This is a genomic window from Pseudomonas sp. RC2C2 (assembly GCF_018390435.1).
Taxonomy (GTDB): domain Bacteria; phylum Pseudomonadota; class Gammaproteobacteria; order Pseudomonadales; family Pseudomonadaceae; genus Aquipseudomonas; species Aquipseudomonas donghuensis.
In genome coordinates, this window is the sequence record NZ_JAHBAX010000002.1 from 71,619 (window position 1) to 88,881 (window position 17,263).

A 17,263-nucleotide genomic window follows, 5' to 3' on the forward strand; every position below is an offset into this window, starting at 1 on the left:
CTAAGAGGGAAGTGGAAGTCTCCAGAATCGGAGGCTTCCTACGACGTGCGACAAGCTATTCTTAATGATAATTATTGTCAAATGCGAAAGTTAATAAGTATCTATGTCTTTTGGTTCTAAGCTCGCGCTTTGTGACCGGCTTCAAACTCCGCACTTTTTCGCCGCTGCCCCCGCCGTTCCCGCCGCTTAATTATTTCCTCCGGCCATCCGTTCCTCTGTGTACATCCTCGGCTCTGGCAAGGCGCACTTCGCTGCCTGGAAGCCCGCCCGGCGCGCCAACCGAGACCTGATTTCATGTACAGACTCTGGCAGGAACCCCCATGACGGACGCCTTCGAACTCCCGGTTACGCTGGTCCAGGCACTGGCTCAACGTGCAGCGCTCAGCCCGGATCGGGTTGCCTTGCGCTTTCTGGCCGAAGACCCGCGCGATGAAGCCGTGCTTTCCTATCGCGACCTTGACCTGCGAGCGCGGACCATCGCCGCTGCCTTGCAGGCGCGCACTGCAGTGGGGGATCGGGCGATCCTGTTGTTTCCCAGTGGCCCGGACTACGTCGCGGCGTTCTTCGGCTGCTTGTATGCCGGCGTGATTGCTGTGCCGGCCTACCCGCCGGAGTCTTCACGACGCCACCATCAGGAGCGCCTGTTGTCGATCATCGACGATGCCGAGCCACGCCTGTTGCTGACCATTAGCGCCTTGCAGAACAGCCTGCAGGCCCTCGACGTGCTGGCCGACCCCGCGGCGCCGCAATTGCTGGCGGTCGATAGCCTGGCAGCGAAGCTGGCTGGCGGTTGGCAGGCGCCGACCTTGCAGGCCGATGACATTGCCTTCCTGCAGTACACCTCCGGCTCTACTGCCTTGCCCAAGGGCGTGCAAGTCAGCCACGGCAACCTGGTGGCCAACGAAGTGTTGATTCGCCATGGCTTTGGTATCGATGCAAACCCGGACGACGTGATTGTCAGCTGGCTGCCGCTGTACCACGACATGGGCCTGATCGGTGGTCTGCTGCAACCGATCTTCAGCGGCGTGCCTTGTGTGTTGATGGCCCCGGCGTATTTTCTGGCGCGGCCGCAGCGCTGGCTGCAGGCGATCAGCGATCACGGTGGCACCATCAGCGGTGGGCCGGATTTCGCCTATCGGCTGTGCAGCGAACGGGTCAGTGCCGCGGCAATGGCCAGCCTCGACCTGAGCAAATGGCGGGTGGCCTATTCCGGCTCCGAGCCGATCCGCCAGGACAGCCTGCAGGCCTTTGCCGACAAGTTCGCGCCCTGCGGATTCGTCGCGGAGCACTTTTTCGCCAGTTACGGGCTGGCCGAGGCCACCCTGTTTGTCAGCGGCAGCACCCGTGGCCAGGGGATTGGAGCGCTTGAGCTGGATACCCAGGCCTTGGCATGCAACCGGGCAGCGCCAGGCAACGGCTCGCTGCAGATGAGCTGCGGGCGCAGCCAGCCCGAGCATGCGCTGCAGGTTGTCGAGCCGCACAGCCTGGCCGTGCTGGCCGATAACCAGGTGGGCGAGATCTGGGCCAGCGGTCCGAGCATTGCCAAAGGCTACTGGCGCAACCCTGAGGCCACCGCCGCCACCTTCGTCGAACAGAGCGGGCGTACCTGGCTGCGCACCGGCGACCTGGGCTTTTTGCGCGACGGCGAGCTGTTCGTTACCGGTCGCCTCAAGGACCTGCTGATCGTGCGCGGGCACAACCTCTACCCGCAGGACCTGGAAAAGACCCTGGAGCGCGAGGTCGAGGTCCTGCGCAAAGGGCGTGTGGCAGTATTCGCGGTCGATGACAATGGCGAGGAGGGTATTGGCGTCGCCGTCGAGATCAGCCGCAACGTGCAGAAGATCATGACCCCGGCGAGCCTGATCAAGACCCTGCGTCAGGTGATCGCCGATGCCTGCCAGCAAGCCCCGGCGGTGGTGCTGCTGCTCAACCCGGGCGCATTGCCGAAGACGTCCAGCGGCAAGCTGCAGCGTTCGGCCTGCCGTTTGCGCATGGACGACGGCAGCCTCGATTGCTATGCGCGCTTCCCCGATCAGCAGGCGGCGGCCGTGGCCGAGCAAGATGCGTCGGCGACCGGCATGCAGGCCCGGATCGGCCGTCTGTGGCGTGAGCAGTTGGGCGTGGAGCAGATTGCCGCGGACGATCACTTCTTCCTGCTCGGCGGCAACTCGATTGCCGCCACCCAGGTCTGTGCGCGCCTGGGTGATGAACTGGGGCTTGAGTTGGGCGTACGGGTGCTGTTCGAGGCGCCGACCCTGGCCGACTTCAGCGCCGCGGTGACGGCGTTGCAGAACGATGGCGGTGTCGCCCGGGGTGCCATCAGCCGCCTCGGCCGCGAGCAGGCCCTGCCGCAGTCGCTGGCGCAAAACCGCCTGTGGCTGACCTGGCAGCTTGAGCCGCATAGCGCGGCATACAACATACCCGGTGCCCTGCGCCTGCGTGGCGAACTGGACGAAGCGGCGTTGCAGGCCAGCTTCCAGGCCCTGGTCGAGCGTCACGAGTCCCTGCGCACGGTGTTCGCCGAGGAGGATGGCCAGGCACTGCAACGCATCCTGCCGAGCCTGGCGTTTAGCGTGCAGCGCCTGGATCTGTCTGGCGCCAGTGACCAGGAAGTGCTGGCGCAGCGCGAAGCCGAAGCCATGCAACCTTTCGATCTGCACCAGGGCCCGCTGCTGCGCGTGACCCTGGTGCGGCTGGACTGCGACGACCATCAGCTGTGGGTGACGTTGCACCACATCATCGCCGACGGCTGGTCGATGAACATTCTCATCGACGAGTTCTCGCGCCTGTATGCGGCTCATTGCCAGGGCCAGGAGGCCAAGCTGGCGGCTTTGCACCTGGACTATGCCGACTACGGCAGCTGGCAGCGCCAATGGCTGGCCCAGGGCGAAAGCGCCCGGCAACTGGCGTACTGGAAGGATCGGCTCGGTGAGCAGCAGGCGGTGCTCGATCTTGCCACCGACTACCCACGTTCAAACCGCCAAAGCAATGCCGCCGCGCGCTTGAGCGTGCGCCTGCAGCCGAGCCTGGCCGAAGCCTTGCGCAGCCTCGCGCGCGCTCATGACGCCACGCTGTTCATGGTCTTGCTTGCCGGTTTCCAGAGCCTGTTGCACCGTTACAGCGGGCAAACCGACATCCGTGTCGGGGTGCCCAACGCCAATCGGCCGCGCCTGGAAACCCAGGGCCTGGTGGGCTTTTTCATCAATACCCAGGTGCTGCGCGCACAGCTTGATGGCCGCTTGCCGTTCAAGCAGTTGCTGGCCCAGGTGCGCCACACCACCTTGGAGGCCCAGGCCCACCAGGACCTGCCGTTCGAACAACTGCTCGAGGCCTTCCCCGAAGCGCGCGAGCAGGGCCTGTTCCAGGTCATGTTCAACCATCAGCAGCGCGACCTCAGCGCCTTGCGCCGCCTCCCGGGGGTGCTCGCCGAAGAACTGCCCTGGCACAGCCGCGAGGCCAAGTTCGACCTGCAACTGCACAGTGAAGAGGACCATCAGGGCAGGCTGACGCTGTCGTTCGACTACGCCGTGGAACTGTTCGAAGCGGCGACCGTGCAGCGCCTGATCGAACAGTTGACCGGCTTGCTGGAACAGGTCTGCGCGCAACCTGACGTCACCCTTGGCGCGCTGCAATTGCTCGATGCCGAGGGCCGCGCGCGGTTGCTCGAGTGGGGCCAGGCCCCGGCACCGCAGGCGCAGCATTGGCTGGTCGAGCAGCTCAACGAACAGGCACGCAAGACCCCGGAGCGTACCGCCCTGGTGTGGCAGGGCGGCTGTCTCGACTACGCCAGCCTGCACCAGCAAGCCAACCGTCTGGCCCATTACCTGCGTGACAAGGGCGTCGGCCCGGATGTGTGCGTGGCCATTGCCGCCGAGCGTTCGCCGCAACTGCTGATTGGCTTGTTGGCCATTCTCAAGGCCGGGGGGGCCTATGTGCCGCTGGATGTCGATTATCCAGCCGAGCGTCTGGCCTACATGCTCGCCGACAGTGGCGCGAGCCTGCTGCTCAGTCACAGCGACGTGCTCGAGCGCCTGAGCCTGCCGGCCGAGGTCAGCGCCATTGCCATGGACCGCCTCAAGCTCGACAGCTGGCCAAGCCAGCCGCCGGGCCTGCACCTGCACGGTGACAATCTTGCCTATGTGATCTACACCTCCGGCTCCACCGGCCAACCCAAAGGCGTTGGCAACACCCATGCGGCACTGGCCGAGCGCCTGCAGTGGATGCAGGAGCGCTATGCATTGAGTGACAGCGACGTGCTGATGCAAAAGGCGCCGATCAGCTTCGACGTGTCGGTGTGGGAATGCTTCTGGCCGCTGGCCAACGGTTGCCAGCTGGTGCTCGCCGGCCCTGGCGAGCACCGCGACCCGCAACGCATCGCCGAGCTGGTGCGCGAGCATGGCGTGACCACCTTGCATTTCGTTCCGGCCTTGCTCCAGGTGTTTGTCCAGGAACCGCTGGCCGCACAGTGCAGCAGCCTGCGCCGGTTGTTCTCTGGCGGTGAGGCACTGTCGGCAAACCTGCGCGAGCGGGTGCAGCAGGTATTGCCGCAGGTGGCCCTGCACAACCGCTACGGCCCGACCGAAACCGCCATCAACGTCACTCACTGGCAATGCAGCGCTGCCGACGGCACGCGCTCGCCGATCGGCCGGCCGTTGGCCAATGTGCTGTGCCGGGTGCTCGATGCCGAGCTGGAACCGACGCCGCCTGGCGTACCGGGTGAGCTGTACCTGGGCGGTGCCGGCCTGGCGCGGGGTTACCTGGGGCGTGCGGGGCTTACCGCTGAACGGTTCGTGCCGCAGCCCGATGGCGACGGCCAGCGCCTGTACCGCAGTGGCGACCGGGCGCGCTGGCTGGCTGACCTGGGGGCGCTGGAGTACCTTGGCCGCCTCGATCAGCAGGTCAAGCTGCGTGGCTTCCGGGTCGAGCCCGAAGAAGTCGAGGCTTGCCTATTGAAGCAGGCCGGCGTCGAGCAGGCGCTGGTGATGATTCGCGACAGCGCCGCCGGCCCGCAGCTGGTTGGCTACTACAGCGGTATCGACGCGAGCGCGCAGTTGCTGGCAGCCCTGGCCGAGCAACTGCCCGCCTACATGGTGCCAGCGCAACTGGTTCACCTGGCGCAGATGCCGCTGGGCCCGAGCGGCAAGATCGAGCGCAAGGCCTTGCCCGAGCCGCAATGGCAATCGCGTGAACACATCGAACCGGGTACCGCCCTGCAGCAACAGATTGCCGCGATCTGGCGCGAGGTGCTGGGTATCCAGCGGGTCGGCTTGCAGGACGATTTCTTTGCCCTGGGCGGCCACTCGCTGCTGGCCACCCAGATCATTTCCCGTACCCGCCAGGCCTGCAACGTCGAGTTGCCGCTGCGCACCTTGTTCGAGGCCAGCGAGCTGGGCGCCTTTGCCGCGGCAGTGGAGGCAATCCAGCGCAGCGGTGCGCACAACCTGCAAGGCGAGATCCAGCGCATCGACCGTCGCCAGGCGGTGCCGCTGTCCTACTCCCAGCAGCGCATGTGGTTCCTCTGGCAAATGGAGCCGGACAGCCCGGCCTATAACGTCGGCGGCATGGCGCGCCTGAGCGGGGTGCTGGATGTCAGCCGTTTCGAGCAGGCGCTGCAAGCGCTGATCGTGCGCCACGAAACCCTGCGCACGACCTTCCCGAGCATCGACGGCGTGCCGTATCAGTGCGTGGCCGAGGACAGCAACCTGCAGATGAGCTGGCTGGATTTCTCCAGTGCCACAGCGAAGGTTCGCGAGCAACGCCTGCAGGCGTTCGCCGACGAGCAGGCGCACCAGCCCTTCGACCTGGAGCGCGGGCCACTGCTGCGCGCCTGCCTGGTCAAGGCTGGCGAGCGAGAGCACTATTTCGTGCTGACCCTGCACCACATCGTTACCGAAGGCTGGGCCATGGATATTTTCGCCCGCGAGCTGGGCGAGCTTTACGAGGCCTTTGTCGACGAGCGCGAATCGCCGCTGCCACCGTTGCCGGTGCAGTACCTGGACTACAGCGTGTGGCAGCGCCAGTGGCTGGAAAACGGCGAGCGCCAGCGTCAGCTGGAATACTGGCAAGCCCAGCTGGGCGATGAGCATCCGGTGCTCGAACTGCCTGCCGATCGTCCGCGCCCGGCGCTGCAGAGCCATCGCGGTGAGCTCTATCGCTTCGACCTGAGCCCGGAGCTGGCCGCGCGGGTACGCGCCTTCAATGCCGAGCACGGTCTGACCCTGTTCATGACCATGACCGCCACGCTGGCGGTGTTGCTGTACCGCTACAGTGGCCAGACCGACCTGCGTATCGGTGCGCCGGTGGCCAATCGTATTCGTCCGGAAAGCGAGGGCCTGATCGGCGCCTTCCTCAATACCCAGGTGCTGCGTTGCCAGCTCGACGGGCAAATGCGCGTCGCTGAGTTGATCGAGCAGGTGCGCCAGACCGTGATCGATGGCCAGTCCCATCAGGACCTGCCGTTCGATCAACTGGTCGAGGCCCTGCAACCGCCTCGCAGCAGTGCCTACAACCCGCTGTTCCAGGTGATGTGCAACGTCCAGCGCTGGGAATTCCAGCAAAGCCGCGAGTTGGCCGGGATGCAGGTCGAGTACCTGGTCAACGACGCCCGCGCGACCAAGTTCGACCTCAACCTGGAAGTCACCGACCTCGACCGCCGCCTGGGTTGCTGCCTGACCTACAGCCGCGACCTGTTCGACGCGCCGCGCATCGCGCAAATGGCCGCCCACTGGCAGAACCTGCTGGTGGCACTGCTGGGTGATCCCGAGCAACGCCTGGGCGAGTTGCCGTTGCTGGCGGCGGTCGAGCAAAGGGCCTTGTGCGATTCGCTCAAGGGCGACAGCGCCCTGGCGCTGGGGCGGAACATTCACCAGCTGTTCAGTGAACAAGCAGCACGTCAGCCGGATGCCCTGGCCCTGACCTTTGCCGGTGAGCACCTGAGCTACGCTGAGCTCGACGCCCGCGCCAACCAGTTGGCCCGCGTGCTGCGTGAGCGCGGCGTCGGCCCGCAGGTGCGCGTCGGCCTGGCGCTGGAGCGCTCGCTGGAGTTGGTGGTTGGCCTGCTGGCGATCCTCAAGGCCGGGGGCGCTTATGTGCCACTGGACCCGGAGTACCCGCTGGAACGCCTGCATTACATGATCGAGGACAGCGGCATTGCGTTGCTGCTGGGCCAGCGTGCACTGTTCGAGGCCCTCGGGGCGTTGCCCGTCGAGGTCGGCCGCTGGTGCCTGGAAGAGGACCGCGATGCGCTTGCCGCCTACAGTCGCGAAGCCTTGCCAGCGCTGACCTTGCCGGGTCATCAGGCCTACCTGATCTACACCTCTGGCTCCACCGGCAAGCCCAAGGGCGTGGTGGTCAGCCATGGTGAAATCGCCATGCACTGCCAGGCGGTGATCGAGCGTTTTGGCATGCGCAGCAACGACTGCGAGCTGCATTTTTATTCGATCAACTTCGACGCTGCCACCGAGCGCTTGCTGGTGCCGTTGCTCTGTGGTGCACGGGTAGTTTTGCGTGGGCAAGGGCAGTGGGGGGCGCAAGAGATTTGCAGCTTGATCCGCGAGCAGCAGGTGTCGATCTTAGGCTTTACGCCCAGCTATGGCAGCCAGCTCGCCCAGTGGCTGGCCAGCCGCAATGAAAGCCTGCCGGTGCGCCTGGTGATTACCGGTGGCGAGGCCTTGACCGGCGAGCACCTGCAGCGAATTCGCCAGGCGTTCACGCCGCAGCAGTTCTACAACGCCTATGGCCCGACCGAAACCGTGGTCATGCCCCTGGCGTGCCTGGCTCCCGAGCAACTTGAAGCCGGCGCCGGCAGTGTGCCGATCGGCCGCGTGGTCGGGGCCCGCACGGCGTACATCCTCGATGCCGACCTGGCCCTGTTGCCGCAAGGTGGCATTGGCGAGCTGTACGTCGGTGGCGCCGGCCTGGCCCAGGGTTACCACGAACGCCCGGGTTTGAGCGCCGAGCGTTTTGTCGCTGACCCGTTCAGCGACAACGGCGGGCGCCTGTACCGTACCGGCGACCTGGTGCGCCAACGTGCCGACGGTTTGGTCGAGTATGTCGGGCGTATCGACCATCAGGTGAAGATTCGTGGCTTCCGTATCGAACTGGGCGAGATCGAAACCCGCCTGCTCGAACACCCGGCGGTGCGCGAGGCGGTGGTGCTGGCCCTGGACATGCCTGGCGGCAAGCAACTGGCCGCTTATCTAGTGTGCGACCAGGCCCAGGCCGATGCCGCCGGGCAGGCCGAGCTGCGCGACGCACTCAAGGCGCAGTTGCGCCTGCACCTGCCGGACTACATGGTGCCGACCCACCTGGTGCTGCTGGCGCAAATGCCGCTCACCGGCAATGGCAAGCTCGATCGCCGCGCGTTGCCGGCGCCGGACCTGGAGCAGGGCCGCCAGCACTATGAAGCGCCGCGCAGCGAGCTGGAACAGCAGTTGGCGGCGATCTGGCGTGAAGTACTGAATGTCCAGCAGGTCGGTCTGCAGGACAACTTCTTCGAACTGGGTGGCGACTCGATCCTGTCGATCCAGGTGGTCAGCCGTGGGCGTCAGGCCGGGCTGCACTTCACCCCGCGCGACCTGTTCCAGCATCAGACCGTCCAGACTTTGGCCACGGTGGTCAGTCGCAGTGAAACCACTCAGGTCGATCAGGGCCCGCTGAGCGGACGCGCGGCGTTGACGCCGATCCAGCACTGGTTCTTCGACAGCGATGTGCCGCAACCCCAGCACTGGAACCAGGCAGTCCTGCTGGCGCCGGTCGAACGCTTGCATGGCAAGAACCTGGAGCAGGCGTTGCAGCAGTTGCTGCAGCAGCATGATGCCTTGCGCTTGCGCTTCACCCCGGCCGACGGGCAATGGCAGGGCGAATACGCCCAGGCCGACCACCGCGAGTTGCTCTGGCAAGCGTCGGTGACCGATCTGGCTGACTGCCAGGCCCTGTACAGCGATGTGCAGCGCAGCCTCGATCTGGCGCAGGGGCCGCTGCTGCGCGCCTTACTGGTTGAGGACGGCGAGGGGCGCCAGCGCCTGTTGCTGGCGATCCACCACCTGGTGGTCGACGGCGTTTCCTGGCGCGTATTGCTGGAAGACTTGCAGGCGCTGTACCGCGGTCAGTCGCTGGCGGCCAAGACCCGCGCCATGAGCGACTGGGCCGCGCGGCTGGTGGCCTATGCCGGCAGTGATTCGTTGCGTGACGAGCAAACCTGGTGGCAGGCACAGTTGAGTACCGCCAGCCGCGAACTGCCCTGTGATCATCCGCAAGGGGCCAATCTGCACCAGCAGGCGCAAACCCTCAGCGTGCGCCTGGACGCGACCCGCACCCGGCAACTGTTGCAGGAGGCACCCGGTGCCTATCACACCCAGGTCAACGACCTGCTGCTGACCGCCCTGGCCCGCGTGCTGTGCCGTTGGAGCGGCGACAGTTCGGTGCTGGTGCAACTGGAAGGCCACGGCCGCGAGAACCTGTTCGAGGACATGGACCTGACCCGCAGCGTCGGCTGGTTCACCAGTGCCTATCCGCTGAGCCTGAGCCCGTTGAACGTCGAAGGGGCTGCGGAGCAGGGCGTTTCGATCAAGGCCATCAAGGAGCAACTGCGCACTGTGCCGCACAAGGGTGTGGGCTACGGGGTGCTGCGCTACCTGGCCGACACCCCGGTGCGCGAAGCCATGGCCGCGCTGCCGCAGGCGCGTATCACCTTCAACTACCTGGGCCAGTTCGACCAGCAGTTCCAGGCCGGCGCGCTGTACCAGCCGGTGGATGAAAGTACCGGGCTGGCCCACGACCTGGAGGCGCCGCTGCCTAATTGGCTGAGCGTTGATGGCCAGGTCTATGGCGGTGAGCTGCAACTGCGCTGGACCTTCAGCTGCGAGCGTTACGACCTGCAGACCATCGAAACCCTGGTCGAGGCCTACCGCCTGGAACTGATCGGCCTGATCGAGCATTGCCTGAGCCCGGACGCCGGCAGCTTCACACCCTCGGACTTCCCCCTGGCGCAGTTGAGCCAGGAGCAGATCGATGCCTTGCCGGTCGCCGCTGCGCAGATCGAGGATGTCTACCCGCTGACGCCGATGCAGGAGGGGCTACTGCTGCATACCCTGCTGGAACCGGGCACCGGCATCTACTACATGCAGGACCGCTACCGGATCAACAGCGCCCTCGACCCGCAGCGTTTCGCCGCAGCCTGGCAAGCGGTGGTCGGCCGTCACGAGGCCTTGCGCGCTTCGTTCTGCTGGAATGCGGGCGAGGCCATGCTGCAGATCATTCACAAGCCGGGGGCGACGCCGGTCGACTATCAGGACTGGTCCGCTATTCCCGAAGCTGAACAGGAAGCGCGCCTGCAAGCGTTGCACAAGCAGGAGCGCGAAGCCGGTTTCGACTTGCTCCGGCAGGCGCCGTTCCACCTGCGCCTGGTGCGGGTGGGCGCGGACCGCTACTGGTTCATGATGAGCAACCACCACATCCTCATCGATGCCTGGTGCCGTTCGCTGCTGATGAACGACTTCTTCGAGATCTACCTGGCCATGGGCGAGGGCCGTCAGGCGCAGTTGCCGGTGCCGCCGCGCTACCGCGACTACATCGGCTGGTTGCAGCATCAGGACCTGGACGAGGCGCGCCAGTGGTGGCGCAACAACCTCGAAGGCTTCGAGCGCAGCACCGCGGTGCCCAGCGACCGGCCATTGCTGCGTGACCACGCGGTGGAGAATGCCGGCATGGTCGTCGGCGATTGCTACACCCGCCTCGATGCCGTCGATGGTGCCCGCCTGCGCGAGTTGGCCCAGGCTCATCAGCTGACCATCAACACCTTTGCCCAAGCCGCCTGGGCGCTGGTGCTGAGCCGTTACAGTGGTGAGCGCGACGTGGTCTTCGGCGTTACCGTGGCCGGCCGGCCGGTGAGCATGCCGCAGATGCAGCGCACCGTCGGGCTGTTCATCAACAGTATCGCCCTGCGGGTGAAACTGCCCGCAGCGGGTGAGCGCTGCAGCGTGCGCCAGTGGCTGCAAGGACTGCTGGAACGCAACATGGAACTGCGCGAGTACGAGTACCTGCCGTTGGTGAGCATCCAGGAGTGCAGCGAGCTGCCCAAGGGCCAGCCGCTGTTCGACAGCCTGTTCGTGTTCGAGAATGCGCCGGTGGAGGTTGCCGTACTTGATCGAGCGCAGAGCCTTAACGCCAGCTCCGATTCCGGGCGCACCCACACCAACTTCCCGTTGACCGCCGTCTGTTATCCAGGCGACGACCTGGGGCTGCACCTGTCGTTCGACCAGCGTTACTTCGATACTGCCACGGTCGAGCGCTTGCTGGCCGAGTTCAAGCGCTTGCTGCTGGCCCTGGCCGAGGGCTTCCAGGGCGATGTCAGCGAACTGCCGTTGCTCGGTGAAGCCGAGCGGCGTTTCCTGCTCGATGACTGCAACCGCAGCGAGCAGGCCTACAGCCTGGAGCAGAGCTACGCCGAACTGTTCGAGGCGCGGGTGGCGGCGCATCCGCAGCGTATTGCCGCGCGTTGCCTGGAGCAGACGCTGAGCTATGCCGAGCTCAACCGCCAGGCCAACCGCCTGGGCCATGCCCTGGTGGGCGCCGGTGTGGCGGTCGATCAGCCAGTGGCGTTGCTGGCCGAACGCGACTTGCCATTGCTCGGCATGATCGTCGGCTGCTTCAAGGCCGGCGCCGGTTACCTGCCGCTGGACCCTGGCCTGCCCGGTGCGCGCCTGCAACGGATCGTTGAACTGAGCCGCACACCGGTGCTGGTGTGCAGTGAAGCCTGTGCCGAGCAGGGGCGTGCCTTGCTCGACGAGTTGAGCTGTGCCGGGCGGCCGAAACTGCTGATCTGGGAGCAGATCCAGGCAACTGCCGGGCCGGATGGCAACCCGGGCATCTACAGCGGGCCGGACAACCTCGCCTATGTGATCTACACCTCCGGCTCCACCGGGCTGCCCAAAGGGGTGATGGTCGAGCAGCGCGGCATGCTCAATAACCAGTTGAGCAAGGTGCCGTACCTGCAACTGGACGAGCAGGACGTGATTGCCCAGACCGCCTCGCAGAGCTTCGATATTTCGGTCTGGCAGTTCCTCGCCGCACCGCTGTTTGGTGCCCAGGTGGCGATTGTGCCGAATGCCATTGCCCACGACCCGCAGGGCTTGCTGCTGCATGTGCAGGCTACCGGCATCAGCGTGCTGGAGAGCGTGCCGTCGCTGATCCAGGGCATGCTTGCCAACGACCACCAACAGCTCGATGGCTTGCGCTGGATGCTCCCGACCGGTGAGGCGATGCCGCCGGAACTGGCGTCGCAGTGGCTGCAGCGTTATCCGCACATTGGCCTGGTCAATGCCTATGGCCCGGCCGAGTGCTCGGATGACGTGGCGTTCTTCCGCGTCGATGCCGCCTCGACCCGGGGCAGCTACCTGCCGATCGGCACGCCGACCGACAACAACCGCCTGTACCTGCTTGGCGACGATCAGCAACTGGTGCCGCTGGGTGCCGTAGGTGAGCTGTGCGTTGCCGGTACCGGCGTCGGCCGTGGCTATGTCGGTGACCCGGTGCGTACTGCGCAAGCCTTTATCCCGCATCCGTTCGGTGCGCCTGGCGAACGTTTGTATCGCACTGGCGACCTGGCGCGTCGACGTACCGACGGTGTGCTCGAGTACGTCGGGCGTATCGACCATCAGGTGAAGATCCGCGGCTATCGCATCGAGCTGGGCGAGATCGAAGCGCGCCTGCATGAGCAGAGCGCGATTCGCGATGCGGCGGTCGGGGTTCAGGACGGGGTCAATGGCAAGCATCTGGTCGGCTATCTGGTGGCCAGCACTGCGGGTGCCGATACCAGCGTGTTGCTGGAACAGGTCAAGCAGCGTCTGCGTGCCGAGCTGCCGGAGTACATGGTGCCGCTACACTGGGCCTGGCTCCAGCAACTGCCGCTCAATACCAACGGCAAGCTCGACCGCAAGGCCTTGCCGGCCATCGACATCGGCGCCCAGCACAGTCAGGCCTACCTGGCACCGCGCAGCGAACTGGAAGCGACCCTGGCCGGTATCTGGGCCGAGGTGCTCAAGGCTGAGCGGGTCGGGGTACGCGACAACTTCTTCGAGTTGGGCGGGCATTCATTGCTGGCCACCCAGATCGCTTCGCGGGTGCAGAAGGTGCTGCAACTGAACGTGCCGCTGCGGGCCATGTTCGAGTGCAGTACCGTCGAGGAACTGGCGACCTATGTCGAGGGCCTGAAGGCCAGTGAGCTGAGCGACGACAAGGTCGACCGCCTCAGTGACCTGATGGCCGAGCTGGAAGCGCTGTAGGGCTTCAGGCCGGGGCGGGGCGGGTACGCAGCAGGTCGTGCTTGAGCAAGGCGACCGATGCGGCAAGCAATACGGCGTCCTTGATCAGGAAGGACGTCGCCCCACCCATGGCCGGAAAGCCCCCGGCGCTGTTCTCCCAGCCGCCCGGGGTAGTGATGATCAGGGTCAGGGTGGTGGTGTAGGTGAGCACTGAACCCAGTGCTCCGATCACTGCCACCCGCGGTTGCCAGATACCGGCCAGCAACGCCGCGCCAGTCGCCCATTCTGCTACGCCCAGTGCATAGCTGGCGCCTTGGATGCCAAAGGCCAGGTGCAGCCAGGACAACAGCGGGCTGTTATCGATCAGCGGGATCAGCGCCTGGGCTTCGTAGTCGAACCACTTGGTATAGCCAAAGCCGAAGAAGATCAGGATCAGGCTCCAGCGCAGCAGCTGGATGTCGAGGGAGGAGTGGAGGAAACGGTCAAGGCAGGCAGGGCGGGTCATGGCGAGGTCCTGTGGTTGGATGAGGCAGGTATTCTCCAGACGCCGTGACCGCCCTGTTGTTACATCCGCCGGCTGTTCAACGTTTGCCGAGGATCTTGCCGAGCAGCTCCGGTCGCGGTGCGCCCTGTTGGGTTTGCAGCTGTTGCTGGTCGTCCAGGTAGAAAATGGCCGGCGTTGCTGACAGACCGAGCTCTTCCATCACCGCCAGGTTGGCGTCGAGCTTGCTTTGTACGGCTTCGGGAATCTTCTCCAGGGCCTTGAGGGTGCTAGCCTTGCCGGCCTGCTCATGTTGCGCCAGGGCCTTGGCCGGGTCATGGCTGGCCAGCAATGTGGCGGATTTACCCGGGCTGTCTTCGCGAATGATGCCGACCATGATATGGCGCAATTGCACCTTGCCGGACTCGACCCAGGGCCGCGCCTGCTGCCAGAACATATTGCAGTACGGGCAGTTGGGGTCGCTGAACAGGTAGACGATACGCGGTGCATCGGCCTTGCCGTCGGCGATCCAGGCGGTTTTTTCCATCTTCGCCCAGACCTCTTTGGCCATCGGCGCATACACCAGTTTTTCCAGCGGCGCCTGGCTCAGGTCCTGGCCCTGCTCGTCGAACAGGCTACCCACCAGCACGTGCTTGCCATCGGCGGTCAGGTACAGCGCCAAGCCGCGGTTCTGGTACTCGGCGGCATAGCCGCGCAGGCCGTTGGGGGCATCGAAGCTGCCTTTGATTTTCGCGCCTTTGGCTTCCAGCTGCTGGACGGCCTTGGGCAAGTCTTCGGCCAGCACCAGTGGGCTGGTTATCAGGCCCAGGGCCAGCGTGAGGGGCAGTTTTAGCAGAGATCGCATGCGACGTTCCTTGTGGGGGATGGGGCGGCAGGCGCGGGCGCGCGCTCGAAAGATTGCAGGGCGTGGCTGAGGCTGGCACGCGACAGTTCGCCCAGGTGGCTGCCGACCAGGCGGCCCTCGGCGTTGTAGAACAAGGTCGTGGGCAGGGCCATGGAGCCGACTTTCTGTGCCAGTTGGCCGCCACTGTCGAACAATACGTGGGAAAGGTTCAGGCCCGTGGTCGCGAGGAAGGTGACCACGGTTTGTGGCGCCTCGCCCTGGTTGACGAACAGGAAGGTGATGTCCGGGTAGTCGCCCTGGGCCTGTTGCAACACCGGCATCTCGCGCCGGCACGGCGGGCACCAGGTGGCCCAGAGGTTGATCACCAGCGGCTTGCCGCGGTACTCGGCCAATTGTATGGCCTGGCCGTTGGCCTTGCGCAGGCTCATGTCGGGCAGTTGTGTGCCCTGGTCATAGAGATGGCTGGCCAGGCTGCCGAGCAGCCAGAACAGGCCGCCACTGAGCAGTCCCCAGCCCAGCGGCCGGCGCAGGGCCGGCCGGCGATAAGCCAGGCAGAACGCTCCGATGGCGACCGCGAGCAGGCCTGGCCAGAGCAGGAAGCCGCCGTCGCGCAGGTCGATGATCTGCAGCAGGTCCCCTTGGTACATTGACCAGTAGCGGATGACAAAACCCACGCGAGCACTGAACAGGCCCAGCAAGAACAGGCCGAACAGCACTGATTCCGGGTTGTCGCCACCACGCTTGGCGACGCGCCAGCCGACCAGGCTGGCCAGGGCCAGGGCACAGATCAGCAGCAGGTGGTTCAGGGCCATGGTCAGCGGCCCGAGCGCGACAGTCAGCATCATCCTTGGCTCCGGGTGGCGGCCCAGTGTTGGAGAAAGTTCGCCGCATCGATTTCACCGGTGATGCGTCGGGCCCGGCGTTCGCTGCCCTCCGGGCCGATCCAGATCAGGCTGGGCGGGCCCGGGACCTGGTAGCGCAGCAGCAACTCGCGGCTGGACGCTGCATCAGCGGTTACATCCAGGCGCAGCAGGCGCACGCCGCTCAGTGCCGCCAGCACGTCGGCACGGGCGAAGACCTGTTTTTCCATGACCTTGCACGACACGCACCAGTCAGCATAGTAGTCGAGCATCACCCACTGGCCCTGGGCCTTGGCCGCCTCCAACTCACGCTGCAGGTCGGCTGGCTGGCTCACGGTGGTGAAGGCATCGCGGTGCTCGGCGAGGGTTGCCGGGCCGTTGCCGGCGGTAAACGGCTGCAGCGGTTGCCACGGGTCATTGCCACCGGCGGCAGCGCCAACGATCAACAGGCTGCCCCAGAACCCCAGCAGCAGCGACGCTGCGCGCAGCGCTCGCAGTGCCTGCAACGCCGGCCACGCGGCCCAGGCCAGGGCGATCAGCCAGGCGCCGGCAAGGCCGAGCCACAGCGACGGCTCCAGCACCGCGCGCAAGGTATACAGCGCCATGGCCAGGAAGACGAAGCCGAACAGGCCCTTGACCCGGTTCATCCAGGCGCCCGGGCGTGGCAGGTAGCGGTTGCCCAGGGTCACCAGCAACAGCAGCGGCAAGCCCATGCCCACGCCCAGGGTGAACAGCACCAGGCCGCCATGCACGGCGTTGCCGCTCTGGGCGATGTACAGCAGGGCGCCGGCCAGTGGTGCGGTCATGCACGGGCCCATCAGCAGGCCCGACAAGGCCCCGAGCAAGGCGGCGCCATACAGGTTGCCGCCACGGGTGCCGTGCCCGGCCCGCTCCAGGCGGTCACGAATCCACACCGGCAGCTGCAGCTCGAAGGCGCCGAACATCGGCAGGGCCAGCAGCACGAACAAACCGGCCAGGGTGCCCAGCAGCCAGGGTTGCTGCAGCCAGGCCTGAAAGCTGGCCCCCAGCAGCGCGGCAACCACGCCCAGGGCGGCATACACCAGGGCCATGCTCAGCACATAGACACTGGCCAGCAACCAGCCGCGGCGGGCACTGGCACCGCTGCCCAGGACCAGCCCGGCGAGAATCGGCAGCATCGGCAGGGAGCACGGGGTGAAGGCCAGCAGCAGGCCCAGGCCGAGGAAGGCCAGCAGGCTCCAGGCCAGAGTGGACTGCTGCAGGCCACCGGCCAGGGCCTGGTCGCTGGCTTGCGTGTCGACGGTCGTGCCGCCCAGGCTGACCAGGCTGGTTTGTGGCGGGTAGCACAGGCCGGCATCGGCGCAGCCCTGCCAGCCCATGCGCAGTTCACCGCTGGCGCTGGCGGGCAGGATCAGTTCCAGCTCGCCACGGTATACCTGGGTTTCACCAAAATACTCGTCGCTGTGGGGCAGGGCGGCGGGCAATTCGGGCTGCTGCTTCGGCGCCAGGCCGTCGAATTTCAGGCGTTTCTGGTACAGGTAGTAGCCGTCGGTGATCTGCCAGTGCAGGCGCATCTGCCCGGTCTCCAGGCGTTCGCTGCTGAACACGAAGGCCTTGTTGACCGGCAGGAAGTCGCTCTGGGCAAACGGGTTGGCCTGGCTCAGGCCGCTTAGCAGGAACATCAGGGCAAACAGAAAAACGCGCATGTCGACGCCTTGGCAATGCGATGAAGGGCCAAGCTTGGCCCAGCCCGATTAACCGAAAGTTAACCCGGCGCCTGACGATTGTCGCCAAGGCCGCGACGGCTGTGGCCTGG

General features: G+C 65.7%; 5 protein-coding genes. 1 reads left to right on the forward strand and 4 read right to left on the reverse strand.

From position 1 onward, the window contains the following. Positions 1-320: 320 nt before the first annotated feature. Entirely contained in the window at positions 321-13,283 is a 12,963-nt protein-coding gene (locus KHO53_RS18820; protein WP_213570651.1) for a non-ribosomal peptide synthetase, read from the forward strand. 4 nt (positions 13,284-13,287) lie between these two features. On the opposite strand, the gene KHO53_RS18825 is transcribed toward KHO53_RS18820, so the two are convergent. From KHO53_RS18825 to dsbD, 4 genes are all read right to left on the reverse strand, one after another. Then, positions 13,288-13,767, reverse strand: coding sequence for a YkgB family protein (locus KHO53_RS18825; protein ID WP_036994392.1), 480 nt, complete (start codon positions 13,765-13,767; stop codon positions 13,288-13,290). 76 nt (positions 13,768-13,843) lie between these two features. Further along, the gene (gene dsbG, locus KHO53_RS18830) at positions 13,844-14,608 is read right to left on the reverse strand and encodes a thiol:disulfide interchange protein DsbG (RefSeq protein ID WP_010225966.1); all 765 of its coding nucleotides are present in this window, start codon (positions 14,606-14,608) and stop codon (positions 13,844-13,846) included. Next, on the reverse strand, positions 14,593-15,450 hold the full coding sequence (locus KHO53_RS18835) for a TlpA family protein disulfide reductase (RefSeq protein WP_100782978.1): 858 nt from the start codon (positions 15,448-15,450) through the stop codon (positions 14,593-14,595). Before KHO53_RS18835 ends, dsbG begins: the two co-directional genes overlap by 16 nt. Next, a complete protein-coding gene (gene dsbD, locus KHO53_RS18840) occupies positions 15,450-17,153 on the reverse strand; it encodes a protein-disulfide reductase DsbD (RefSeq protein WP_213570652.1) in 1,704 nt (567 codons plus the stop codon). Before dsbD ends, KHO53_RS18835 begins: the two co-directional genes overlap by 1 nt. Positions 17,154-17,263: the final 110 nt, after the last annotated feature.